Raw genomic sequence first — 20,249 nt, forward strand, 5'->3', positions numbered from 1 at the left:
TATGGAACTCAAGCTCCTGAATGACCAAGGTCAATCGTCTTCGAACGTTGCTGCACCGGATACTATTTTCGGTCGCGATTACAACGAAGCGCTGATTCACCAAGTCGTCGTTGCCTATCAAGCCAACGCGCGCAGTGGTAATCGCAAGCAAAAAGATCGTGAAGAAGTTCATCACACGACTAAAAAGCCATGGCGTCAAAAAGGTACGGGCCGCGCTCGTGCTGGTATGTCGTCGTCGCCTTTGTGGCGTGGCGGTGGTCGGATTTTCCCGAACTCGCCTGATGAAAATTTCTCACACAAAGTTAACAAGAAGATGTATCGCGCAGGTGTTTGCTCGATCCTCTCCCAGTTGGCTCGCGAAGGTCGTCTCTCCGTAATCGAAAACCTGTCAGTTGAAGCGCCAAAGACCAAGCTCTTGTCGCAAAAATTGAAAGATATGGGTTTGGATTCAGTGCTCGTCATTACTGATAGCCTGGACGAAAATCTGTTGTTGGCGTCGCGTAATCTGCCTAACGTGCTGATTTGTGAGCCACGTCACGCTGATCCAGTTTCGTTGGTGTTCTATAAAAAGATCCTGATCACGAAATTGGCATTGGCCAAGATTGAGGAGATGCTGGCATGAGCGCGATTCAGAAATATAGCGAAGAACGCTTGATGAAAGTGTTGTTGGCGCCGGTCATTTCCGAGAAAGCTACTTTCGTTGCTGAAAAGAACGAACAAGTTGTTTTCCTCGTAATGCCAGATGCTACCAAGCCAGAAATCAAGGCTGCAGTTGAGTTGCTGTTCAAGGTTCAAGTTGAATCTGTTCAAGTTGCCAACCGTCAAGGTAAACAAAAACGTTCGGGCCGCTTCAATGGTCGCCGCAACCACACACGTCGTGCGTTTGTGTGCCTGAAGCCAGGTCAAGAAATCAACTTCACCGAGGAGGCTAAATAATGGCACTCGTTAAAGTCAAGCCGACCTCGCCTGGTCGTCGTGGCATGGTCAAGGTCGTTAATGCCGACCTGTACAAAGGCCGTCCATTCGCAGGCTTGCTCGAAAAGAAATCGAAAACTGCTGGCCGTAATAACAACGGTCACATCACTACTCGCCACATCGGCGGTGGTCATAAGCAGCACTATCGCGTTATCGACTTCAAACGCACTAAAGATGGTATCCCTGCGAAAGTGGAACGTATCGAATACGATCCAAACCGCACGGCTAACATCGCGTTGGTCTTGTACGCGGATGGTGAGCGTCAATACATCATCGCAACCAAAGGTATGGCGATCGGTGATCAATTGATGAATGGCTCGGAAGCGCCGATCAAATCAGGTAACTGCCTGCCGATCCGCAACATCCCAGTCGGCACCATCATGCATTGCGTTGAAATGTTGCCAGGTAAAGGCGCTCAAATGGCGCGTACCGCTGGTGCTGGCGTTGTGTTGATGGCACGTGATGGTACATACGCTCAAGTTCGTTTGCGCTCCGGTGAAGTTCGCCGCGTGCATATCGAATGCCGTGCAACCGTTGGCGAAGTTGGCAATGCTGAGCATAGCCTGCGCAAAATCGGTAAAGCAGGTGCGATGCGCTGGCGTGGTGTTCGTCCTACCGTTCGCGGTGTGGTCATGAACCCGGTCGATCACCCACACGGTGGTGGTGAAGGTAAAACGGCAGCAGGTCGTCATCCAGTGTCGCCATGGGGCCAGCAGACAAAAGGCAAGAAGACGCGTCGCAACAAGCGCACGACTTCTATGATCGTCTCGCGCCGCGGCAAGAAATAAGGATAAGACATGACACGTTCATTAAAAAAAGGGCCGTTCTGTGACGCCCATCTGGTGAAAAAAGTTGAGACCGCGCAAGCGATCAAAGACAAAAAGCCAATCAAAACTTGGTCGCGCCGTTCGACAATCATGCCTGACTTCATCGGCTTGACGATCGCAGTGCATAACGGTAAGCAACACGTGCCGGTTTACGTATCCGAGAACATGGTTGGTCACAAGCTCGGCGAATTCGCGCTGACCCGCACGTTCAAAGGTCATGCTGCTGATAAGAAGGCTAAGAAATAAGGTCCGATGATGGAAACTAAAGCTACCCTCCGTGGTGTGCGCCTGTCGGCTCAAAAGGGCCGTCTCGTTGCAGACCAGATCCGCGGCAAAAAAGTGGATCAAGCGCTCAATATCTTGCAATTCAGCCCTAAAAAAGGTGCTGCGATCATCAAACGTGTGTTGGAGTCCGCAATTGCGAACGCCGAGCACAATGATGGTGCGGATATCGACGAATTGAAAGTTACAACAATTTATGTTGAAAAAGGTTCGGTCTTGAAGCGCTTCACAGCGCGTGCAAAAGGCCGTGGTGATCGTATCTCTAAACAATCCTGTCACATTTATGTGACTGTCGGTAATTAAGGAGTCACGATGGGACAGAAGATACATCCAACCGGTTTCCGCCTTGCGGTATCGCGTAATTGGGCATCGCGTTGGTATGCTGGCAATAGCAATTTTGCCACCATGCTCAACGAAGATCTCAAAGTTCGTGCATACCTGAAAACAAAACTGAAGAACGCTTCAGTTGGTCGCGTCGTTATCGAGCGTCCAGCTAAAAATGCTCGTATCACCATTTACAGCTCACGTCCTGGTGTCGTGATCGGTAAAAAAGGTGAAGACATTGAAGTGTTGAAATCCGCACTGACCAAAATGATGGGTGTGCCGGTTCATGTGAATATCGAAGAAATTCGTAAGCCAGAAACCGACGCACAACTGATCGCTGATTCGATTGCACAGCAATTGGAAAAACGCATCATGTTCCGTCGTGCAATGAAGCGTGCAATGCAAAATGCAATGCGCCTCGGTGCACAAGGTATCAAGATCATGTCGTCCGGTCGTTTGAACGGTATCGAGATCGCACGTAAAGAATGGTATCGCGAAGGTCGCGTACCACTCCACACACTGCGCGCAGATATCGACTACGGTTTCGGCGAAGCGGAAACAACTTACGGCATCATCGGTATTAAAGTTTGGGTTTACAAAGGCGATCGTTTGCCTAGTGGCGAACTGCCAGTTGACCTGACAAAAGAAGATGACACCAAACGTCGTGGCCCACGCCGTGACGATGGCAAACCAAGCAGCCGTCCACGTACTGCTCGCCCAGAAGGTCAACCAGGTGCTGCTGCACCAGGCGCCGCACCGGCAGCTAAGCGTGTTCGTGCGAAAAAGCCGGATGGCGCTGTTGATGCGGCTGTGTCGGCTGAGAAAGCAGGAGAATAATCATGCTGCAACCAGCACGCAGAAAATATCGTAAAGAGCAAAAAGGCCGTAATACCGGTATTTCCCACTCGCGCGGCACAGCCGTGTCGTTCGGTGAATTCGGTCTGAAAGCAATTGGTCGTGGTCGTATTACTGCTCGCCAAATTGAAGCGGCACGTCGTGCAATGACGCGTCACATCAAACGTGGTGGCCGTATCTGGATTCGTATTTTCCCAGACAAGCCAATTTCGCAAAAACCTGCTGAAGTCCGTATGGGTAACGGTAAGGGTAATCCGGAATACTACGTGGCTGAAATTCAGCCAGGCAAAATGTTGTACGAGATGGATGGCGTTGACGAAACTCTGGCTCGCGAAGCGTTCCGCTTGGCTGCAGCTAAACTGCCGTTATTGACTAAGTTCGTCGTCCGTCAAGTCGGCCAATGATAGGGATGAACATGAAAACATCTGAACTCCAAGGCAAAGACCAAGCGGCTTTGACCAAAGAACTGAACGATTTGTTGAAAGCTCAGTTCGGTCTGCGTATGCAGATTGCAACACAACAGCTGAACAACACATCGCAGCTGAAAAAAGTACGTCGCGATATAGCACGTGTGAAAACGGTCTTGAATCAGAAGGACGCCAAATAATGAACGATCAAGTAAAACAAGCGCTTAAGCGTACGTTGATTGGCAAAGTCGTGTCTGACAAGATGGACAAGACCGTAACCGTGCTGATCGAGCGTCACGTCAAGCATCCGTTGTACGGCAAAATCATCATGCGTTCGAGCAAGTATCATGCGCATAATGAAGGTAATCAGGCAAAAGCTGGTGATACGGTCGAGATTCAAGAAGGTCGTCCTATCTCCAAAACTAAAGCTTGGACCGTGACACGTGTTGTACAAGCAGCGCAAATAGTTTAATTAGTTGTTGCGGACCCGCTATTTCGATGTAATAATAGCGGGCTTCGTTCTTGTAATGTTTCTGTTGCAAGGCAGTAAAAAGAGTTAGCACCAAGTAGTTGTGCTAATCAAAGGTTTTTGAAATCGTCCACCTCATCAGTCTGCTTTCGGCGGGCTGCCGGGACCAAGACTGACCGTGAGTGTGCATTGTGCGCAGTGATCGGGTTAAGTTGGGAAAGAAAATACTATGATTCAAACTGAAAGCCGGCTCGAAGTAGCCGACAACACTGGTGCTCGCGAAGTAATGTGCATCAAGGTGCTGGGCGGTTCAAAACGCCGTTACGCAGGTATTGGCGATGTGATCAAGGTCACCGTCAAAGTTGCAGCGCCACGTGGTCGTGTGAAAAAAGGCGAAATTTATAACGCTGTTGTTGTGCGTACTGCCAAAGGTGTTCGTCGTCAAGATGGCTCCCTGGTTAAGTTCGACAGCAATGCAGCAGTTTTGCTCAACGCAAAGCTGGAGCCAATTGGCACGCGTATTTTTGGACCGGTTACACGTGAATTGCGCACTGAGCGCTTCATGAAAATCGTTTCTCTTGCGCCTGAAGTTCTGTAAGGAGTCGTGATGGATAAGATTCGTAAAAGCGACGAAGTCATTGTGCTGACTGGCAAAGACAAAGGCAAACGTGGTGTTGTTCAACGCCGTGTTGATGCTAACTACGTAGTTGTCGAGGGTGTCAACGTTGCTAAAAAAGCGACCAAGCCTAACCCAATGACAGGTGCAACTGGCGGCATCGTCGATAAGTTGATGCCAATTCATGTGTCGAATGTTGCGTTGTTTAACGCTGCAACCGGCAAGGCAGATCGTGCTGGCTTTAAAGATGTGGACGGTAAAAAAGTCCGCGTTTATAAGTCAAGCGGCGAAGCAGTGAAGGTTTAAGAGATCATGGCCCGTCTCCAAGAATTCTATAAAGAAAAAGTCGTTGGCGATTTGACTGCAAAATTTGCATACAAATCGGTAATGGAAGTTCCGCGCATTCTGAAGATCACCCTGAACATGGGTTTGTCGGAAGCTGTTGCGGACAAGAAAATCATCGAACACGCAGTTGGCGATTTGACTAAGATTGCTGGCCAAAAGCCAGTAGTTACCAAAGCGCGCAAGGCGATTGCTGGTTTTAAAATTCGCGAAGGTTATCCAATCGGTTGTATGGTGACTTTGCGTGGCGCTCACATGTATGAGTTCCTTGATCGTTTTATCACTGTTGCGTTGCCACGTGTGCGCGACTTCCGTGGTATCTCCGGCAAGGCGTTCGACGGGCGTGGTAATTACAATATCGGTGTGAAAGAGCAGATCATTTTCCCCGAAATTGAGTACGACAAGATTGATGCATTGCGTGGTATGAATATCAGTATCACGACAACTGCAAAGACCGACGATGAAGCAAAAGCGCTTCTCGCCGCATTTAAATTTCCGTTCAGAAACTGAGGTTGCCATGGCAAAACTGGCACTGATTAACCGTGAACAAAAGCGTGCAGACCTGGTAAAGAAATATGCCGGCAAACGCGCTGAGTTGAAGGCGATCATTGATGACCAATCGAAGTCGGAAGAAGAGCGCTACGAAGCGCGCCTGAAATTGCAGGCGTTGCCACGTAACTCGGCTCCTACTCGTCAACGTAACCGTTGCGCTTTGACTGGTCGCCCCCGTGGCACTTTCCGTAAGTTCGGTTTGGGCCGTATTAAGCTCCGTGAAGTCGCCATGCGTGGCGAAATCCCGGGTATGACTAAAGCCAGCTGGTAATAGGAGAATAAGCAATGAGTATGAGCGATCCTATCGCCGATATGCTGACCCGTATCCGCAATGCGCAAGTGGTTCAAAAGACTTCGGTAGCAATGCCGTCGTCGAAGGTCAAAATTGCGATTGCCAACGTCCTCAAGGACGAGGGTTACATTGAAGACTTCGCCGTGACAGAGGCTGCTGGTAAAGCAGAGCTGAAAATCGGTTTGAAATATTATGCAGGTCGTCCAGTTATTGAGCGCTTGGAGCGCGTATCCCGTCCAGGGCTGCGTATCTACAAGGGCAAGGATGATATTCCAAACGTCATGAACGGTTTGGGTGTGGCTATCGTGTCAACACCAAAAGGCGTTATGACTGACCGCAAAGCGCGCGCAACCGGTGTCGGTGGCGAAGTTATTTGCTACGTCGCCTAAGGAGTGCAAGATGTCTCGTGTAGGTAAAATGCCGATTGCACTGCCTAGTGGCGCGGAAGCGACCATTACTGCAGCGCAAATCACAGTAAAAGGCCCGTTGGGTACTTTGTCCCAGTCATTGAATGGCTTGGTGCAGGTAGAAAACACTAACGGTACGCTGAATTTTAAAGCCGCTAACGACAGCCGCGAAGCAAATGCGATGTCGGGTACATTGCGCGCATTGGTCAATAACATGGTCAATGGCGTAACTAAAGGCTTTGAAAAGAAATTGACGTTGGTTGGCGTTGGTTATCGTGCGGCAGCGCAAGGTGACAAGCTGAATCTTTCGTTGGGTTTCTCGCATCCTGTAGTACACCAAATGCCAGCCGGCGTGAAAGTGGAAACACCGACGCAAACCGAGATCCTGATCAAAGGCATCAACCGCCAGCAAGTTGGTCAAGTGGCTGCTGAAGTCCGCGCATACCGCAGTCCTGAGCCTTACAAAGGCAAAGGCGTTCGTTATTCGGACGAAGTGGTTGTGATTAAAGAAACCAAGAAGAAGTAAGGGTTGACGATGGATAAGAAACAATCACGTCTGCGCCGCGGACGCCAAACTCGAGCAAAGATCGCTGAGTTAAAGGTGATTCGCCTGGCAGTGCATCGCACCAACTTGCACATCTACGCTAGCATCATCGGACCAGATGCCAAAATTTTGGCCTCAGCATCGACATTAGAAGCTGAAGTGCGCCAAGAGTTGGCTGGTCAGTCCGGTAAAGGTGGTAATACTGCCGCTGCTGCACTGGTAGGCAAGCGCGTTGCAGAAAAAGCACTGAAAGCAGGAATCGCCGAAGTTGCGTTCGATCGCTCCGGTTTCCGTTATCACGGCCGCGTCAAAGCAGTTGCTGAAGCTGCGCGTGAAGCTGGTCTGAAGTTCTAAGGAAGAATCGTCATGGCAAAAATGCAATCCAAAATGCAAAGCGATAAGCCGGATGATGGCATGCGCGAAAAAATGATCGCGGTCAACCGTGTGACCAAAGTGGTCAAGGGTGGTCGTATCATGGGTTTCGCAGCATTGGCTGTAGTCGGTGATGGCGATGGCCGCATCGGTATGGGCAAAGGCAAATCGAAAGAAGTGCCGGTCGCAGTGCAAAAAGCAATGGAAGAAGCTCGCCGCAAAATGATCAAAGTCACGTTGAAAAACGGTACTTTGCAGCACATGGTAACCGGCAAGCACGGCGCGTCATCAGTTTTGATGCTGCCAGCTAAAGACGGTACTGGTGTAATTGCTGGCGGTCCAATGCGCGCAATTTTTGAAGTAATGGGTGTAACGAACGTTGTGGCGAAATCCACTGGTTCGACCAATCCTTACAACATGGTTCGTGCAACACTGGATGGCTTGGCAAAAATGAACACTGCTTCGGAAATTGCAGCTAAGCGCGGCAAGTCTGTTGAAGAAATTCTGGGCTAAGGTGAGCACAATGGCAAAGACAGTTAAAGTTACATTGGTCAAAGGTTTGATCGGTACCCGCGAAACACATCGCGCTACCGTTCGCGGCCTGGGCTTGCGCGGTATCAATTCGGTATCCGAGTTGGAAGACACACCGGCAGTTCGCGGCATGATTAACAAAGTATCGTATCTCGTGAAAGTAGTGTCGTAAGCCTCGGCTTACGCACGGAGAAAATCATGGAATTGAATAGCATTCAACCAGCAGACGGCGCTAAGCACTACAAGCGACGCGTCGGCCGTGGTATCGGTTCCGGTCTGGGTAAGACATCGGGCCGTGGTCACAAAGGTCAAAAATCCCGTTCAGGCGGTTTCCATAAAGTCGGTTTCGAAGGCGGTCAAATGCCTTTGCAACGTCGTTTGCCTAAGCGTGGTTTCAAATCGCTGGCAACGCCATACAAAGCAGAAGTTCGCTTGTCCGATCTGGAAGCATTGCCAGTGACGGAAGTCGATATCCTGGCATTGAAACAAGCCGGCGTTATTGGTGAGCTCGCACGTGTTGTTCGCGTTATCCTGTCCGGTTCGATCACTAAAAAAGTGACGCTCAAAGGCTTGATCGCGACAAAAGGCGCAAAAGCAGCGATCGAAGCCGCTGGTGGTTCGGTTGCGTAAGTTTGTAGTCTGATAACGGAGTAAACATTGGCGACTACTCCTCAGCTTGCTAAGGGTGCGACAAGTGGATTTCCATGGGGTCGCCTCTGGTTCTTGCTCGGTGCATTGGTTGTATTTCGTATCGGTGCACACATTCCTGTCCCAGGAATTGATCCGGAACAGTTAGCGCAGTTGTTTAAGCAAAATCAAGGCGGTATCTTGGGCATGTTCAACATGTTCTCGGGTGGCGCGTTGTCCCGCTTTACGATTTTTGCGCTCGGTATCATGCCGTACATTTCTGCATCGATCATCATGCAATTAATGTCGGTAGTGTCTCCGCAGTTGGAAGCGTTGAAAAAAGAAGGCGAATCCGGCCGTCGTAAGATCACACAATACACACGCTACGGCACGTTATTGTTGGCGACCTTTCAAGGTTTGGGTATCGCAGTGGCGCTGGAATCGCAAATTGGCCTGGTCATTGATCCAGGCATGGCGTTCCGCCTCACGACAGTGATTACGCTGGTAACCGGCACAATGTTCTTGATGTGGTTGGGTGAGCAGATTACCGAACGTGGTTTAGGTAACGGCATCTCGATCATCATTTTCGCTGGTATCGCGGCAGGTTTGCCAAGTGCAGTTGCAGGTTTGTTTGAATTGGTTCGTACCGGTTCGATGAATGCACTGTCAGCAATTCTGATCTGTCTGGTGGTTGCCGCTGTAACGTATCTGGTTGTGTTCATTGAACGTGGCCAACGCAAGATCTTGGTGAACTATGCCAAGCGTCAAGTGGGTAACAAGATTTACGGTGGTCAAAGCAGTCATTTGCCATTGAAGTTGAATATGGCTGGTGTGATTCCTCCGATTTTCGCTTCGTCGATCATTTTGTTTCCGGCGACGATTACGAGCTGGTTCACATCGGGTGAAACGACAAGCAAGTTTGTCCTGTTCTTGAAGGATCTTGCAGCGTCGATGGCGCCAGGTGAGCCGATTCATGCTTTGCTGTATGCTGCTGCGATTGTTTTCTTCTGCTTCTTCTATACCGCTTTGGTATTCAACAGCAAAGAGACAGCCGATAATTTGAAGAAGAGTGGTGCGTTTGTTCCAGGTATTCGTCCTGGTGATCAAACCGCTCGGTATATTGATAAGATTTTGACTCGGTTGACATTGGCTGGCGCGGTCTATATTACGCTGGTGTGTTTGCTGCCTGAATTCTTGATCGCTCGTTGGAAGGTACCGTTCTACTTCGGTGGAACATCACTTCTGATTATTGTGGTGGTAACGATGGACTTCATGGCACAGGTGCAAAACTACGTGATGTCGCAGCAATATGAATCGTTGCTCCGCAAAGCGAATTTCAAGGGCGGGATTCCAACGCGCTAAGCGCGAAGGAAAACGGGCAAACGAATGGCAAAAGACGACGTAATCCAAATGCAGGGGGAGATTCTAGAGAATCTTCCAAACGCAACATTTCGAGTTAAGTTGGAAAATGGGCACGTAGTGCTTGGTCATATTTCAGGAAAAATGCGCATGAACTATATTCGCATTTTGCCTGGCGACAAGGTGACGGTAGAATTGACACCTTATGACTTAAGTAGGGCACGTATTGTGTTCCGTACTAAGTAACTTTAAAAACGAATCAAGAACTGTAAGAAAGAGGGCAAAAATGAAAGTGCTCGCATCAGTCAAGCGGATCTGCCGCAACTGTAAGATCATCAAGCGCAAGGGCGTCGTTCGAGTAATTTGCATCGAACCGCGTCATAAGCAGCGCCAAGGTTAATTTAACGTTATTGATTGAGGAATAACGAATGGCACGTATCGCAGGGGTAAACGTACCCAACCATCAACATACTGTAATCGGTCTGACCGCTATTTATGGTATTGGCCGCCCACGTTCGCAAAAAATTTGCGACACAGCCGGTGTTCTGACCACTAAAAAGGTCAAAGATCTGGACGACAACGAGCTCGAAAAGCTGCGCGATGAGATTGCAAAATTCATCGTCGAAGGCGATCTGCGCCGCGAAATCTCGATGAACATCAAGCGCCTGATGGACTTGGGTTGCTATCGTGGTATGCGTCATCGCAAAGGTTTGCCTTGCCGTGGTCAGCGTACACGTACGAATGCACGTACTCGCAAGGGTCCGCGTAAAGCAGCACAATCGCTGAAGAAATAATTCAAGTAAGTAGTTCGATTAGACGTCGGATTCAAGGAAAGAATAATGGCAAAAGCACCTAATAACGCCGCAGCAGCACGTGTGCGTAAGAAAGTTAAAAAGAACGTTGCTGAAGGCATCGCGCACGTACACGCGTCTTTCAACAACACCATCATCACGATCACAGATCGTCAAGGCAATGCGCTGTCATGGGCAACGTCTGGCGGTGCTGGCTTCAAGGGCTCGCGTAAATCGACTCCGTTTGCAGCGCAGGTTGCAGCAGAAGCAGCTGGCAAGGTCGCGATTGAATGTGGCATCAAGAATCTGGAAGTTCGCATCAAGGGCCCAGGCCCAGGCCGTGAATCGGCTGTGCGTGCGTTGAACAATCTCGGTATCAAAATTACCCAGATTCAAGACGTTACACCAGTGCCACATAACGGTTGCCGCCCACCAAAGCGTCGTCGTATCTAAGCATTTGTTGTATCAACGGTAGTTTGTTGTGCCGTAATTCGCCCGCCAAAGACCTTGGCGGGTTTTGTTCTTAAGTAAGCCCACTGTCTGATTGCAGGTTTGTCAGACTAGCGCTCAGTGAATTGGTTTTCGCAAGAAGATTCATTCGGGGCGTCATTATCTAAAGGAAATTCTCGTGGCACGTTATATTGGACCTAAAGCAAAACTCTCCCGTCGTGAAGGTACCGACCTTTTCCTGAAAAGCGCACGTCGTTCGCTGGACTCGAAATGCAAACTTGATTCGAAACCTGGTCAACATGGTCGCACTTCCGGTGCTCGTACCTCTGACTACGGCAATCAATTGCGTGAGAAGCAAAAAGTTAAACGTATGTACGGCATTTTGGAACGTCAGTTCCGCCGCTACTTCGCAGAAGCCGACCGTCGTAAAGGCAACACCGGCGAAACATTGTTGAAATTGCTCGAAGCGCGTCTCGACAACGTCGTGTATCGCATGGGCTTCGGTTCGACACGTGCTGAAGGCCGTCAGTTGGTCTCGCACAAAGCGTTCACCGTCAACGGTATCGTTGTCAACATCGCTTCGTACCAAGTTAAACCAGGCGACGTCATCGCTGTTCGTGAAAAATCGAAAAAACAAGTGCGTATCGTTGAGGCTTTGTCCTTGGCTGAACAAATCGGTATGCCATCATGGGTATCGGTTGATGCTAAGAAAATGGAAGGTACTTTCAAGTCCTCTCCTGATCGTAGCGAAATCGCTAACGACGTCAACGAATCGTTGATCGTCGAATTGTATTCCCGTTAATACTGAATCCCCGGCCCACCTTCTGGTGGGCTTTTCTCGTAATGCCATCAGCCTTATCGGTGTAATGAGCCGAGGGTATTGAAAAGGACATTTCATGCAAAACAGTTTGTTGAAGCCACGTATTATTGAAGTTGAAGTGCTCGGTGCCGGTCACGCTAAAGTCGTGATGGAACCGTTCGAACGTGGTTATGGCCACACCTTGGGTAACGCGCTGCGTCGCGTTCTGTTGTCTTCGATGGTTGGCTACGCGCCAACAGAAGTCACTATCGCTGGTGTAGTTCACGAATACTCGTCACTCGACGGCGTGCAGGAAGACGTTGTTGATCTGTTGTTGAATCTGAAGGGCGTTGTGTTCAAGTTGCACAACCGTGACGACGTCACCCTGATCCTGAAGAAAGACGGCGAAGGCCCAGTGTTGGCATCCGATATCGAATTGCCACACGACGTTGAGCTGATCAACCCGGATCACGTGATTGCTCACTTGACCGCTGGCGGCAAACTCGACATGCAGATCAAAGTCGAAAAAGGCCGTGGCTATGTACCAGGTAACGTTCGTCGCTTGTCGGAAGATACCAACAAGACTATCGGCCGCATTATTCTGGACGCTTCGTTCTCGCCAGTTCGTCGCGTGTCGTACGCAGTTGAGTCGGCTCGTGTTGAACAACGTACGGATCTGGACAAGCTGGTCATCAACATCGAAACAAACGGCGTGATCTCGCCAGAAGAAGCGATTCGCCAATCGGCGCGCGTTCTGGTTGATCAACTGAATGTATTCGCTGCTCTGGAAGGCACAGAAGCGCCAGCAGACGCACCTTCACGTGCACCTGCAGTCGATCCTATCCTGTTGCGCCCAGTCGATGATCTGGAACTGACAGTACGTTCGGCTAACTGCCTCAAAGCAGAAAACATTTACTACATTGGTGATTTGATCCAACGTAGCGAAAATGAATTGTTGAAAACGCCTAACCTCGGCCGTAAGTCCTTGAATGAAATCAAGGAAGTATTGGCATCCCGCGGTTTGACGTTGGGCATGAAACTCGAAAACTGGCCGCCAGCTGGTTTGGAGAAGTAATTTAAGTTGGGGTAGAGGCGACTCTGCCCCAATGGTTTTTGTAGTAGAATCCGTCGTCGTAAAATTTATAGATACCGGTCCGCGTCATTGCACTATGCAGTGTCGATAGAAGAACTGGATTTAAACTCAAACTAGAAAGGAATTACCATGCGTCACCGTCACGGCCTTCGTAAATTAAATCGTACTTCTTCGCACCGTCTTGCTATGTTGCGCAACATGACTGTTTCCTTGCTGCGTCACGAAGCAATCAAAACAACATTGCCAAAAGCAAAAGAACTGCGTCGCGTTATTGAACCAATCCTGACTCTCGGCAAAACCGACAGCCTGGCAAACAAACGTCTCGCCTTCAATCGCCTGCGCGATCGCGAAATGGTTGTCAAACTGTTTGCTGAACTCGGCCCACGTTACGCAAACCGCAACGGCGGCTACCTGCGTATCTTGAAAATGGGTTTCCGTGTTGGCGACAACGCACCAATGGCATTTATCGAATTGGTTGATCGTCCAGACACAACTGAAGCTGTTGAAGACAACAGCGGCGAATAAGTAAGCGACCGCGCAAGCGGTTTGCATAAATGACAAAAGCCAGGCTATGCCTGGCTTTTGCTTTTTCAGAACGACAAAGATGTTTGTGGCAAGATGGACACTCTTAATAAAGAGCGGTTACTCATGCCCGATTCTTCCATCCTCTCCGTCGTCGATCTGCATAAATCGTTTGGCCGCGATGCTGCAAGCAGCAAGGTGATTGATGGTTTGTCATTCGCGTTGCGGCGCGGCGAATGTTATGGACTGTTGGGGCCAAATGGCGCGGGTAAAACAACGACGCTGCGTTTGTGCCTAGGTTTGACTACGCCTGACAGTGGCTCGATTACGCTGGTTGATCACGTGATTCCACAATATGCGCGCGAAGCACGTGCGCGTGTCGGTGTGGTGCCGCAAGGCGATAATCTGGATCCGGATTTCACCGTATCGGAGAACCTGCTGGTCTTTGGTCGTTACTTTGGTATCGATGACAAAACAATACTGGCGCGCATCCCATCACTGCTGGAATTCGCCAATCTGACGAATAAAAAAGATGCGCATATTGGTGAGTTGTCCGGTGGTATGCGGCGCCGCTTAACCTTGGCGCGTGCCTTGGTTAACGATCCTGATCTGATCTTCATGGATGAGCCGACTACCGGTCTTGATCCGCAAGCGCGTCATATGATCTGGGAACGTCTGAAAGCGTTGCTGGCACGTGGCAAAACGATATTCCTGACCACGCACTTCATGGATGAGGCCGAGCGCCTGTGCGACCGTCTCGCGGTGATGGATCATGGCAAATTAATTGTAGAAGGTTCGCCACGCGATTTGATTGCGCAACATATTGAGGCGCAGGTGGTCGAAGTCTATGGTGATGCGGCAGCAGCATGGGGCGCAGCGGAAGGGAGGGCAAAATCAGCGCGTTATGAAGTCAGCGGTGAAACGATCTTTTGCTACACCAACGATGCGCAAGCCTTGCTCGATGGCTTGGATAAAACGCCAAATCTGCGCTACGTTCACCGTCCAGCCAATCTGGAAGATGTGTTTTTGAAATTGACTGGCAGGGAGATGCGAGATTGAAATCGACCATGTTTGCTTTGCCTACTTTTTCGCTGCGCGCCTTTCCTGTCTGGCAACGCAATTTTCTGGTGTGGAAAAAACTGGCTGGTGCCAGCGTGCTGGGCAATATTGCCGATCCATTGATTACTCTGGTCGCTTTCGGTTATGGCCTTGGCAGCTTGCTGACGCACGTGAATGGCATTCCGTATATTCAATATCTGGCGTCCGGCTCGATATGCATGTCCATTATGATGGTGACCTCGTTTGAGACGCTGTATTCCGCTTTCTCGCGTATGCATGTGCAAAAGACGTGGGAAGCGTTATTGAATGCTCCGCTATCGCTGGATGATGTGGTGCTGGCGGAGATGCTGTGGGCAGCGACCAAGGCATTGATCTCGGGTGTGGCAATCTTGTGTGTGATCTTCGCGCTGGGCATAGGTTTGCATTGGCATACGATCCTGGTCGTGCCTTTGTTGTTCTTGATCGGCATGATGTTCGCATCCATGGGCTTGGTGATTAACGCACTAGCCAAAGGCTACGATTTCTTCACCTACTATTTCACGCTGGTATTGACGCCGATGATCTTTCTGTCGGGTGTGTATTATCCGATTGCGCAATTGCCATCGTGGTTGCAAGTGATCTCAAGTATATTGCCGCTGGGTGCTGCGGTGAATCTGGTGCGTCCACTGATTCTGGGCACTTGGCCGCCAACGCCAGTGCTGGATATAGGCATATTGCTTACATATTGCGTCGCAGGATTTTATGTTGCGGTCGTATTGACGCGCAAACGTCTGTTGAATTGAACGAAGGTTGAATACGCATGTCGATAACAGGCCAAGTATTGTTGGTGTGCAGCAATGTGCCCAATATAGAAAGCGCAAAGAAGTTAGCGCAGCACTTGCTTGAACAACGTTTGGCTGCGTGCGTGAATATCTTGCCTGCAGTGCAATCTGTTTATCGCTGGCAAGGCGTGATTGAAGAGGCAAGTGAAGTAACGCTGCATATTAAAACGACACAAGCGCGTTACGCCGAATTGGAAGCCGCGATCAAAGCCGCACATCCATACGATGTGCCGGAAATTATTGCAGTTCCCGTTGTTGAAGGTTTGTCTGCCTATCTCGATTGGGTGAGGCAGGAAACAAATAAGGATAGTGATGTTTAAGAATTGGATGTTGATGCTGCGCGGTTTTTTTCTGGCAATTGTATTGTGCGGCTTGGTGCCGCTTGTGCATGCCGATGAAGAGTTTTTGAACCCTGAAGTGGCGTTCAAATTTTCTGCGCGCATGGACGATGCAAAAACAATAGCAGTCACTTACGCGATCGCTGACGGTTATTACATGTACCGCGAACGTTTTGCATTCAAGGCCGCTGGCGCGACATTGGGTGAGCCGATTATCCCTGATGGAAAAATCAAATTCGATGAAACGTTTCAGAAGGATGTTGAAACGTATCGCAATAGCGTGACGATACGCATCCCGGTAGAAGCTTCTGCTCCATTCACATTGATAGCGACCAGCCAGGGTTGTTCAGATAAAGGCTTGTGTTATTCGCCTATGGATTCCGAGGCGCGTTTGTCGGTTGCTGGTGGTACTGCGGAGATATTGTCATCGTCGGCTTTCACTGCGCAGGCAGGCAATGCCTTGCCTGAATCTGAAATGGGGCAGATAGAACGTTCACTGAAAAGCGGGAAGTTGCTGACCATACTGCCGCTCTTCTTTTTACTGGGCTTGGGGCTGGCGTTTACGCCTTGTGTCTTGCCTATGGTGCCTATCCTTTCCAGCATCATTGTGGGCGAGGGCACACAAGTAAAGCGCAGTCGTGGCTTTGTATTGGCGTTGGTGTATTCGTTGGGGATGGCGATTGTCTATACCTTGCTCGGCACGGCAGCAGGCTTGATCGGTGAAGGCTTGGCAGCGGCACTGCAGAATCCATGGGTCTTGGGCACCTTCGCTATTTTGATGGTTGTACTGGCCTTGTCGATGTTTGATGTTTATCAATTGCAGATGCCTGCAGCAATACAAACCAAATTGACGCAGGCGTCGGAGAAGCAGTCTGCCGGCAAGCTAATCGGCGTGTTCATCATGGGTGCTTTGTCGGCACTGATCGTCGGTCCTTGCGTGGCCGCGCCTTTGGCAGGTGCCTTGGTTTATATCAGCCAGACTCGTGATGTGATGATAGGTGGCAGCGCTCTGTTTACGATGGCGATCGGTATGAGTGTGCCTTTACTGCTAGTCGGTTTGTCCGCAGGTGCTTTGTTGCCGCGTGCCGGGATGTGGATGGATGCGGTCAAGCGTTTCTTCGGTGTGCTGATGTTGGCTGTCGCCTTGTGGATGGTGTCGCCGGTGATTCCTGCCGTCGCGCAAATGCTGGGTTGGACTGCGCTGCTGGTTGGTTATGGCGCTTATTTGCTGTGGGGCGCAAAAGGTGGTTGGTTCTCGAAGGCGGTCGGTTTGATTTGCGTGGTACTCGGCATGCTGCAATTGGTCGGCGTTGCAACGGGTGGCCGTGATGCATTGGCGCCGCTTGAGCATTTGCAAGGTGAGCGCCAAGAGAAGGTGACGTTCAAGCGTGTTAAAACGGTAGCGGATCTGGATGCTGCTTTGGCACAGGCCAAAGGCAAACATGTGATGCTGGATTTCTATGCGGATTGGTGTGTCTCTTGTATCGAGATGGAAAAATTGACTTTCACCGATCAGCGTGTGCGTACCTACTTCGCTGAAATGGTGTTGCTGCAGGTCGATGTAACGGCGAACGATGCGGAAGACAAAGCCATGTTACGCCGCTTCAATTTATTCGGACCGCCGGGCATTATTTTCTTTGATAAGGCCGGTCAGGAAATTCAAGGCGGACGTGTGATTGGTTTTCAGAACGCAGACAAGTTCACGCAATCGTTGGCACTGATCAAGCAATTTTAAGTGCGGCGCAGCTTGCGCTATGATCATAGCTTCCCGTTATTTGTATAGTTGTTATTTGTCGTTGGGAAAGTTGTCTGGCCGGGCTATAGTCAGACTTTGATGATTACAGTGTTAAGGAGAAAGCAATGACTTTACGTTTAGGCGATACTGCCCCCGATTTCACGCAAGATTCGTCGATCGGCAAAATAAAATTTCACGAATGGGCAGGCGATTCCTGGGTTGTTTTATTTTCGCATCCAGCTGACTTCACGCCGGTCTGCACTACCGAGCTGGGCCTGACTGCCAAGCTGAAACCTGAATTCGACAAACGCAATGTGAAAGCGATTGCACTGTCGGTTGATCCTGCAGAAAAACATGTCGAGTGGATCAAGGATATCGAAGCGACGCAAAAAACTGTGGTTGGTTTCCCTATCGTTGCAGATGCCGACAAATCGGTTTCTACCTTGTACGACATGATTCATCCGAACCAATCGGCGACGGCTACCGTACGTTCGCTGTTCGTGATTGATCCACAAAAGAAAATCCGCCTGACGATTACTTACCCTATGAGCACCGGCCGTAACTTCGATGAAGTACTGCGCGTGATCGATGCCTTGCAACTGACTGATGGCTACACCGTTGCAACGCCGGGCAACTGGCGTGATGGCGATGACGTGATCATTCCGCTGACGATACAGGATGAAGCCGTCATCAAGCAAAAGTATCCTAAGGGTTACAAGGCTGAGCGTCCTTATCTGCGACTGACACCACAACCAAATAAGTAATCGGCATTGCCGCAAATAAAAAAGCGTCCATTTGGACGCTTTTTGTTTTTCTGCTTATTTCGTACTCAGTGATCAGCCCAGTTTCAGGCGTCGCGCGATATCGCGTGCAAAGTAAGTCAGCACGCCATCGGCGCCGGCACGTTTGAATGCGATCATGGATTCCATCATGGTCTTGTCGTGATCTAGCCAGCCATTTTGCGCTGCGGCCTTGATCATCGCGTATTCGCCACTGACTTGATAGGCAAAGGTCGGTACCTTGAATTCGTCTTTGACGCGACGCACGATGTCCAGGTACGGCATGCCAGGTTTGACCATCACCATGTCGGCACCTTCAGCCAGATCCAAGGCAACTTCACGCAAGGCTTCGTCGCTGTTGGCTGGATCCATTTGATAAGTGGACTTGTTGCTTTTACCCAGCGTCGCTGAAGAGCCGACTGCATCGCGGAATGGGCCGTAAAACGCTGATGCGTATTTGGCTGAGTAGGCCATGATGCGCGTGTAAATGTGGTGGTGCGATTCCAGTGCGGAGCGGATGGCACCGATGCGGCCATCCATCATGTCAGATGGTGCAACGATATCGACACCGGCTTCAGCTTGTGCCAGCGCTTGTTTGGTGAGGATGGCGCAGGTTTCATCGTTGAGTACGTAGCCATGTGCGTCGAGCACGCCGTCCTGGCCGTGGCTGGTGTAAGGGTCGAGCGCGACGTCGGTCAGAATGCCCAATTCAGGGAAGCGTTTTTTCAACTCGCGTACGGCGCGTGGGATCAGGCCGTTCGGGTTGGTTGCCTCAATACCATCAGGTGTTTTCAACGACGCTTGAATGACGGGGAATAATGCCAAGACTGGAATGTGCAGTTCTACGCATTCTTCTGCGACGCTTAATAATAAATCAACGGAAAGACGTTCCACGCCCGGCATGGATGACACTTTTTCACGCTGGTTTTCACCTTCGGTAATAAACACCGGATAAATCAGATCGGCCGGCGTGACCACGTTCTCGCGCATCATCGCGCGCGAGAAGGCGTCCTTGCGCATACGGCGCATCCGTACCGCGGGAAATTGTGCATTGGATAAAAGTTTGGACATGGCGGTCATTCAACAAAATGAGGGTTGTTAAAAAAACGGGAAAAATAAATGAAACTTTTTTACCGTATGCTCATCCTAGTAGCGGGTGCTTTGCATCTCCCGCTTCTCCTCCCTGAGCGGGGCCAGGTCGCACAAGCGCGATATGGCATTATTGCCCTGGAGATACTCCCCTTTCTCCAGGGCCTTTTTTTGCCCGGCGTGTGCTTATTCGTCAGACATCATTTGTATCTGTGTCGTTCGCTACTTCTGGCGGTTCGACATTCAATCCCAATAATTCCACAATCTTGTCGTTGGCTTCATCGAGGCCGCTGCGTTTGAGCGCAGAAAATAATTGTGCCGTAAATGGAAACGGTTCGCCGTTTTCATCCACATAGCTGCCGAGGATGGTGCGCGCGGTACGCAAGGCATTGGCCGAGTCGTTGCGGTTGAGTTTGTCGGATTTCGTCAGCAGGCAGTGTATCGGCTTGCCGGTTGGTGCAAACCATTCCAGCATCTGGATATCAAGATCGGTAAACGGACGACGTGAATCAATAATCAATACCAAAGCGGCGAGTTGTTCGCGACGTTGTACGTAATCGCCCAACAATTCTTGCCAGTGCAGCTTGGCCGAGCCTGACACCTGTGCATAGCCATAGCCTGGCAAATCCACCAGCAAGCCGCGGATTTCATCTACCTTGGTTTCATCTTTACGATGTTGGCCGACATGCGCGCCACCAATGGAGAAATAGTTGATGTGCTGTGTGCGGCCCGGTGTTTTGGATGCAAAAGCCAGTTTTTTCTGGTTGCACAGGATGTTAATTGCGGTAGATTTACCTGCGTTAGAGCGACCGGCGAATGCGATTTCAGGGACTTGCGTATTTGGCAGGTCACGGAGATGATTGACCGTGGTAAAGAAGCGGGCTTGCCAAAGTAGGGACATAGGATGAGCAGAAAATGCTTGAAGGGTGGCAAAAATGCCGGAAAGCTATTGTACAATAAGGGGTTACGCATTGTTGCGCCGCAGAAGAGAA

General features: G+C 50.1%; 34 protein-coding genes. 32 read left to right on the forward strand and 2 right to left on the reverse strand.

What is annotated here, in order from left to right; translation table 11 throughout:
- Window position 1 precedes the first annotated feature (1 nt).
- From rplD to AC07N2_RS05905, 32 genes are all read left to right on the forward strand, one after another.
- On the forward strand, window positions 2-622 hold the full coding sequence (gene rplD, locus AC07N2_RS05750; protein ID WP_076593033.1) for a 50S ribosomal protein L4: 621 nt from the start codon (window positions 2-4) through the stop codon (window positions 620-622).
- Complete coding sequence (gene rplW / locus AC07N2_RS05755; RefSeq protein WP_076593034.1) at window positions 619-936, forward strand: 50S ribosomal protein L23; 318 nt, start codon at window positions 619-621, stop codon at window positions 934-936. Before rplD ends, rplW begins: the two co-directional genes overlap by 4 nt.
- Window positions 936-1,763: a 50S ribosomal protein L2 gene (rplB, locus tag AC07N2_RS05760; RefSeq protein ID WP_494777401.1), complete on the forward strand. Its 828-nt coding sequence runs from the start codon at window positions 936-938 to the stop codon at window positions 1,761-1,763. The genes rplW and rplB overlap by 1 nt, the downstream gene beginning before the upstream one ends.
- A 9-nt stretch (window positions 1,764-1,772) precedes the next feature.
- Window positions 1,773-2,048: a 30S ribosomal protein S19 gene (rpsS, locus tag AC07N2_RS05765; protein ID WP_008113170.1), complete on the forward strand. Its 276-nt coding sequence runs from the start codon at window positions 1,773-1,775 to the stop codon at window positions 2,046-2,048.
- A gap of 6 nt (window positions 2,049-2,054) precedes the next feature.
- Window positions 2,055-2,387 carry a 50S ribosomal protein L22 gene (gene rplV, locus AC07N2_RS05770; RefSeq protein WP_012081245.1) on the forward strand — a complete coding sequence of 111 codons (333 nt, stop codon included), beginning with the start codon at window positions 2,055-2,057 and terminating at the stop codon, window positions 2,385-2,387.
- Window positions 2,388-2,396: 9 nt separating this feature from the next.
- Window positions 2,397-3,245 (forward strand): 30S ribosomal protein S3, encoded by an 849-nt coding sequence (rpsC, locus tag AC07N2_RS05775; protein ID WP_076593036.1) that lies wholly within the window; start codon window positions 2,397-2,399, stop codon window positions 3,243-3,245.
- A 2-nt stretch (window positions 3,246-3,247) separates the two neighbouring features.
- Window positions 3,248-3,667, forward strand: a complete 420-nt coding sequence (rplP, locus tag AC07N2_RS05780) for a 50S ribosomal protein L16 (protein ID WP_076593037.1) — start codon at window positions 3,248-3,250, stop codon at window positions 3,665-3,667.
- An 11-nt stretch (window positions 3,668-3,678) separates the two neighbouring features.
- A complete protein-coding gene (gene rpmC / locus AC07N2_RS05785) occupies window positions 3,679-3,870 on the forward strand; it encodes a 50S ribosomal protein L29 (RefSeq protein WP_076594129.1) in 192 nt (63 codons plus the stop codon).
- Complete coding sequence (gene rpsQ, locus AC07N2_RS05790; protein WP_012081242.1) at window positions 3,870-4,142, forward strand: 30S ribosomal protein S17; 273 nt, start codon at window positions 3,870-3,872, stop codon at window positions 4,140-4,142. Before rpmC ends, rpsQ begins: the two co-directional genes overlap by 1 nt.
- A 226-nt stretch (window positions 4,143-4,368) precedes the next feature.
- Window positions 4,369-4,737 (forward strand): 50S ribosomal protein L14, encoded by a 369-nt coding sequence (gene rplN, locus AC07N2_RS05795; protein ID WP_011872519.1) that lies wholly within the window; start codon window positions 4,369-4,371, stop codon window positions 4,735-4,737.
- Between the two features lie 9 nt (window positions 4,738-4,746).
- The gene (gene rplX, locus AC07N2_RS05800) at window positions 4,747-5,061 is read left to right on the forward strand and encodes a 50S ribosomal protein L24 (protein WP_012081240.1); all 315 of its coding nucleotides are present in this window, start codon (window positions 4,747-4,749) and stop codon (window positions 5,059-5,061) included.
- 6 nt (window positions 5,062-5,067) lie between these two features.
- Window positions 5,068-5,607, forward strand: coding sequence for a 50S ribosomal protein L5 (rplE, locus tag AC07N2_RS05805; RefSeq protein ID WP_494777402.1), 540 nt, complete (start codon window positions 5,068-5,070; stop codon window positions 5,605-5,607).
- Window positions 5,608-5,614: 7 nt separating this feature from the next.
- Window positions 5,615-5,920 carry a 30S ribosomal protein S14 gene (rpsN, locus tag AC07N2_RS05810; RefSeq protein ID WP_076593039.1) on the forward strand — a complete coding sequence of 102 codons (306 nt, stop codon included), beginning with the start codon at window positions 5,615-5,617 and terminating at the stop codon, window positions 5,918-5,920.
- 14 nt (window positions 5,921-5,934) lie between these two features.
- A complete protein-coding gene (rpsH, locus tag AC07N2_RS05815; RefSeq protein WP_012081237.1) occupies window positions 5,935-6,330 on the forward strand; it encodes a 30S ribosomal protein S8 in 396 nt (131 codons plus the stop codon).
- Window positions 6,331-6,340: 10 nt separating this feature from the next.
- Entirely contained in the window at window positions 6,341-6,874 is a 534-nt protein-coding gene (gene rplF, locus AC07N2_RS05820; RefSeq protein ID WP_076593040.1) for a 50S ribosomal protein L6, read from the forward strand.
- Window positions 6,875-6,883: 9 nt separating this feature from the next.
- Window positions 6,884-7,246, forward strand: a complete 363-nt coding sequence (gene rplR, locus AC07N2_RS05825; RefSeq protein WP_076593041.1) for a 50S ribosomal protein L18 — start codon at window positions 6,884-6,886, stop codon at window positions 7,244-7,246.
- 12 nt (window positions 7,247-7,258) lie between these two features.
- Complete coding sequence (rpsE, locus tag AC07N2_RS05830; protein WP_076593042.1) at window positions 7,259-7,777, forward strand: 30S ribosomal protein S5; 519 nt, start codon at window positions 7,259-7,261, stop codon at window positions 7,775-7,777.
- Between the two features lie 10 nt (window positions 7,778-7,787).
- Complete coding sequence (gene rpmD, locus AC07N2_RS05835) at window positions 7,788-7,967, forward strand: 50S ribosomal protein L30 (RefSeq protein ID WP_206604447.1); 180 nt, start codon at window positions 7,788-7,790, stop codon at window positions 7,965-7,967.
- A 26-nt stretch (window positions 7,968-7,993) separates the two neighbouring features.
- Window positions 7,994-8,425, forward strand: coding sequence for a 50S ribosomal protein L15 (rplO, locus tag AC07N2_RS05840; protein WP_076593044.1), 432 nt, complete (start codon window positions 7,994-7,996; stop codon window positions 8,423-8,425).
- A 27-nt stretch (window positions 8,426-8,452) separates the two neighbouring features.
- Entirely contained in the window at window positions 8,453-9,784 is a 1,332-nt protein-coding gene (gene secY / locus AC07N2_RS05845) for a preprotein translocase subunit SecY (protein ID WP_076593045.1), read from the forward strand.
- Window positions 9,785-9,808: 24 nt separating this feature from the next.
- Window positions 9,809-10,027 (forward strand): translation initiation factor IF-1, encoded by a 219-nt coding sequence (gene infA / locus AC07N2_RS05850; RefSeq protein ID WP_005663428.1) that lies wholly within the window; start codon window positions 9,809-9,811, stop codon window positions 10,025-10,027.
- Window positions 10,028-10,067: 40 nt separating this feature from the next.
- Window positions 10,068-10,181 carry a 50S ribosomal protein L36 gene (gene rpmJ / locus AC07N2_RS05855; RefSeq protein ID WP_012081231.1) on the forward strand — a complete coding sequence of 38 codons (114 nt, stop codon included), beginning with the start codon at window positions 10,068-10,070 and terminating at the stop codon, window positions 10,179-10,181.
- 28 nt (window positions 10,182-10,209) lie between these two features.
- Window positions 10,210-10,575, forward strand: a complete 366-nt coding sequence (rpsM, locus tag AC07N2_RS05860) for a 30S ribosomal protein S13 (protein WP_076593046.1) — start codon at window positions 10,210-10,212, stop codon at window positions 10,573-10,575.
- Between the two features lie 45 nt (window positions 10,576-10,620).
- Entirely contained in the window at window positions 10,621-11,025 is a 405-nt protein-coding gene (rpsK, locus tag AC07N2_RS05865) for a 30S ribosomal protein S11 (protein WP_007875349.1), read from the forward strand.
- A 175-nt stretch (window positions 11,026-11,200) separates the two neighbouring features.
- Entirely contained in the window at window positions 11,201-11,824 is a 624-nt protein-coding gene (gene rpsD, locus AC07N2_RS05870; protein ID WP_076593047.1) for a 30S ribosomal protein S4, read from the forward strand.
- 94 nt (window positions 11,825-11,918) lie between these two features.
- On the forward strand, window positions 11,919-12,896 hold the full coding sequence (locus AC07N2_RS05875; RefSeq protein WP_076593048.1) for a DNA-directed RNA polymerase subunit alpha: 978 nt from the start codon (window positions 11,919-11,921) through the stop codon (window positions 12,894-12,896).
- Between the two features lie 147 nt (window positions 12,897-13,043).
- Window positions 13,044-13,439, forward strand: a complete 396-nt coding sequence (rplQ, locus tag AC07N2_RS05880) for a 50S ribosomal protein L17 (RefSeq protein WP_494777403.1) — start codon at window positions 13,044-13,046, stop codon at window positions 13,437-13,439.
- A gap of 123 nt (window positions 13,440-13,562) precedes the next feature.
- Window positions 13,563-14,495, forward strand: a complete 933-nt coding sequence (locus AC07N2_RS05885) for an ATP-binding cassette domain-containing protein (protein ID WP_494777404.1) — start codon at window positions 13,563-13,565, stop codon at window positions 14,493-14,495.
- A gap of 8 nt (window positions 14,496-14,503) precedes the next feature.
- Window positions 14,504-15,277 (forward strand): ABC transporter permease, encoded by a 774-nt coding sequence (locus tag AC07N2_RS05890; protein ID WP_494777405.1) that lies wholly within the window; start codon window positions 14,504-14,506, stop codon window positions 15,275-15,277.
- Window positions 15,278-15,294: 17 nt separating this feature from the next.
- Window positions 15,295-15,636 carry a divalent-cation tolerance protein CutA gene (cutA, locus tag AC07N2_RS05895; protein WP_494777406.1) on the forward strand — a complete coding sequence of 114 codons (342 nt, stop codon included), beginning with the start codon at window positions 15,295-15,297 and terminating at the stop codon, window positions 15,634-15,636.
- Window positions 15,629-17,389, forward strand: coding sequence for a protein-disulfide reductase DsbD (gene dsbD, locus AC07N2_RS05900; protein WP_494777407.1), 1,761 nt, complete (start codon window positions 15,629-15,631; stop codon window positions 17,387-17,389). Before cutA ends, dsbD begins: the two co-directional genes overlap by 8 nt.
- A gap of 125 nt (window positions 17,390-17,514) precedes the next feature.
- Window positions 17,515-18,153 carry a peroxiredoxin gene (locus tag AC07N2_RS05905; protein WP_494777408.1) on the forward strand — a complete coding sequence of 213 codons (639 nt, stop codon included), beginning with the start codon at window positions 17,515-17,517 and terminating at the stop codon, window positions 18,151-18,153.
- Between the two features lie 72 nt (window positions 18,154-18,225).
- Here the strand turns inward: AC07N2_RS05905 and hemB are convergent, their stop codons facing one another.
- Together hemB and yihA are read right to left on the reverse strand one after the other, a co-directional pair.
- On the reverse strand, window positions 18,226-19,239 hold the full coding sequence (gene hemB, locus AC07N2_RS05910) for a porphobilinogen synthase (protein ID WP_494777409.1): 1,014 nt from the start codon (window positions 19,237-19,239) through the stop codon (window positions 18,226-18,228).
- Window positions 19,240-19,450: 211 nt separating this feature from the next.
- Complete coding sequence (gene yihA / locus AC07N2_RS05915) at window positions 19,451-20,158, reverse strand: ribosome biogenesis GTP-binding protein YihA/YsxC (protein ID WP_494777410.1); 708 nt, start codon at window positions 20,156-20,158, stop codon at window positions 19,451-19,453.
- Between the last annotated feature and the right edge of the window lie 91 nt (window positions 20,159-20,249).

Source organism: Herminiimonas sp. GW821-FHT09C12 (genome assembly GCF_059416385.1).

Coding starts and splice junctions, on each gene's coding strand:
- rplD (WP_076593033.1), top strand. CDS start 2: ATGGAACTCAAGCTCCTGAATGACCAAGGTCAATCGTCTTCGAACGTT.
- rplW (WP_076593034.1), top strand. CDS start 619: ATGAGCGCGATTCAGAAATATAGCGAAGAACGCTTGATGAAAGTGTTG.
- rplB (WP_494777401.1), top strand. CDS start 936: ATGGCACTCGTTAAAGTCAAGCCGACCTCGCCTGGTCGTCGTGGCATG.
- rpsS (WP_008113170.1), top strand. CDS start 1,773: ATGACACGTTCATTAAAAAAAGGGCCGTTCTGTGACGCCCATCTGGTG.
- rplV (WP_012081245.1), top strand. CDS start 2,055: ATGATGGAAACTAAAGCTACCCTCCGTGGTGTGCGCCTGTCGGCTCAA.
- rpsC (WP_076593036.1), top strand. CDS start 2,397: ATGGGACAGAAGATACATCCAACCGGTTTCCGCCTTGCGGTATCGCGT.
- rplP (WP_076593037.1), top strand. CDS start 3,248: ATGCTGCAACCAGCACGCAGAAAATATCGTAAAGAGCAAAAAGGCCGT.
- rpmC (WP_076594129.1), top strand. CDS start 3,679: ATGAAAACATCTGAACTCCAAGGCAAAGACCAAGCGGCTTTGACCAAA.
- rpsQ (WP_012081242.1), top strand. CDS start 3,870: ATGAACGATCAAGTAAAACAAGCGCTTAAGCGTACGTTGATTGGCAAA.
- rplN (WP_011872519.1), top strand. CDS start 4,369: ATGATTCAAACTGAAAGCCGGCTCGAAGTAGCCGACAACACTGGTGCT.
- rplX (WP_012081240.1), top strand. CDS start 4,747: ATGGATAAGATTCGTAAAAGCGACGAAGTCATTGTGCTGACTGGCAAA.
- rplE (WP_494777402.1), top strand. CDS start 5,068: ATGGCCCGTCTCCAAGAATTCTATAAAGAAAAAGTCGTTGGCGATTTG.
- rpsN (WP_076593039.1), top strand. CDS start 5,615: ATGGCAAAACTGGCACTGATTAACCGTGAACAAAAGCGTGCAGACCTG.
- rpsH (WP_012081237.1), top strand. CDS start 5,935: ATGAGTATGAGCGATCCTATCGCCGATATGCTGACCCGTATCCGCAAT.
- rplF (WP_076593040.1), top strand. CDS start 6,341: ATGTCTCGTGTAGGTAAAATGCCGATTGCACTGCCTAGTGGCGCGGAA.
- rplR (WP_076593041.1), top strand. CDS start 6,884: ATGGATAAGAAACAATCACGTCTGCGCCGCGGACGCCAAACTCGAGCA.
- rpsE (WP_076593042.1), top strand. CDS start 7,259: ATGGCAAAAATGCAATCCAAAATGCAAAGCGATAAGCCGGATGATGGC.
- rpmD (WP_206604447.1), top strand. CDS start 7,788: ATGGCAAAGACAGTTAAAGTTACATTGGTCAAAGGTTTGATCGGTACC.
- rplO (WP_076593044.1), top strand. CDS start 7,994: ATGGAATTGAATAGCATTCAACCAGCAGACGGCGCTAAGCACTACAAG.
- infA (WP_005663428.1), top strand. CDS start 9,809: ATGGCAAAAGACGACGTAATCCAAATGCAGGGGGAGATTCTAGAGAAT.
- rpmJ (WP_012081231.1), top strand. CDS start 10,068: ATGAAAGTGCTCGCATCAGTCAAGCGGATCTGCCGCAACTGTAAGATC.
- rpsM (WP_076593046.1), top strand. CDS start 10,210: ATGGCACGTATCGCAGGGGTAAACGTACCCAACCATCAACATACTGTA.
- rpsK (WP_007875349.1), top strand. CDS start 10,621: ATGGCAAAAGCACCTAATAACGCCGCAGCAGCACGTGTGCGTAAGAAA.
- AC07N2_RS05875 (WP_076593048.1), top strand. CDS start 11,919: ATGCAAAACAGTTTGTTGAAGCCACGTATTATTGAAGTTGAAGTGCTC.
- rplQ (WP_494777403.1), top strand. CDS start 13,044: ATGCGTCACCGTCACGGCCTTCGTAAATTAAATCGTACTTCTTCGCAC.
- AC07N2_RS05885 (WP_494777404.1), top strand. CDS start 13,563: ATGCCCGATTCTTCCATCCTCTCCGTCGTCGATCTGCATAAATCGTTT.
- AC07N2_RS05890 (WP_494777405.1), top strand. CDS start 14,504: ATGTTTGCTTTGCCTACTTTTTCGCTGCGCGCCTTTCCTGTCTGGCAA.
- cutA (WP_494777406.1), top strand. CDS start 15,295: ATGTCGATAACAGGCCAAGTATTGTTGGTGTGCAGCAATGTGCCCAAT.
- dsbD (WP_494777407.1), top strand. CDS start 15,629: ATGTTTAAGAATTGGATGTTGATGCTGCGCGGTTTTTTTCTGGCAATT.
- AC07N2_RS05905 (WP_494777408.1), top strand. CDS start 17,515: ATGACTTTACGTTTAGGCGATACTGCCCCCGATTTCACGCAAGATTCG.
- hemB (WP_494777409.1), bottom strand. CDS start 19,239: ATGTCCAAACTTTTATCCAATGCACAATTTCCCGCGGTACGGATGCGC.
- yihA (WP_494777410.1), bottom strand. CDS start 20,158: ATGTCCCTACTTTGGCAAGCCCGCTTCTTTACCACGGTCAATCATCTC.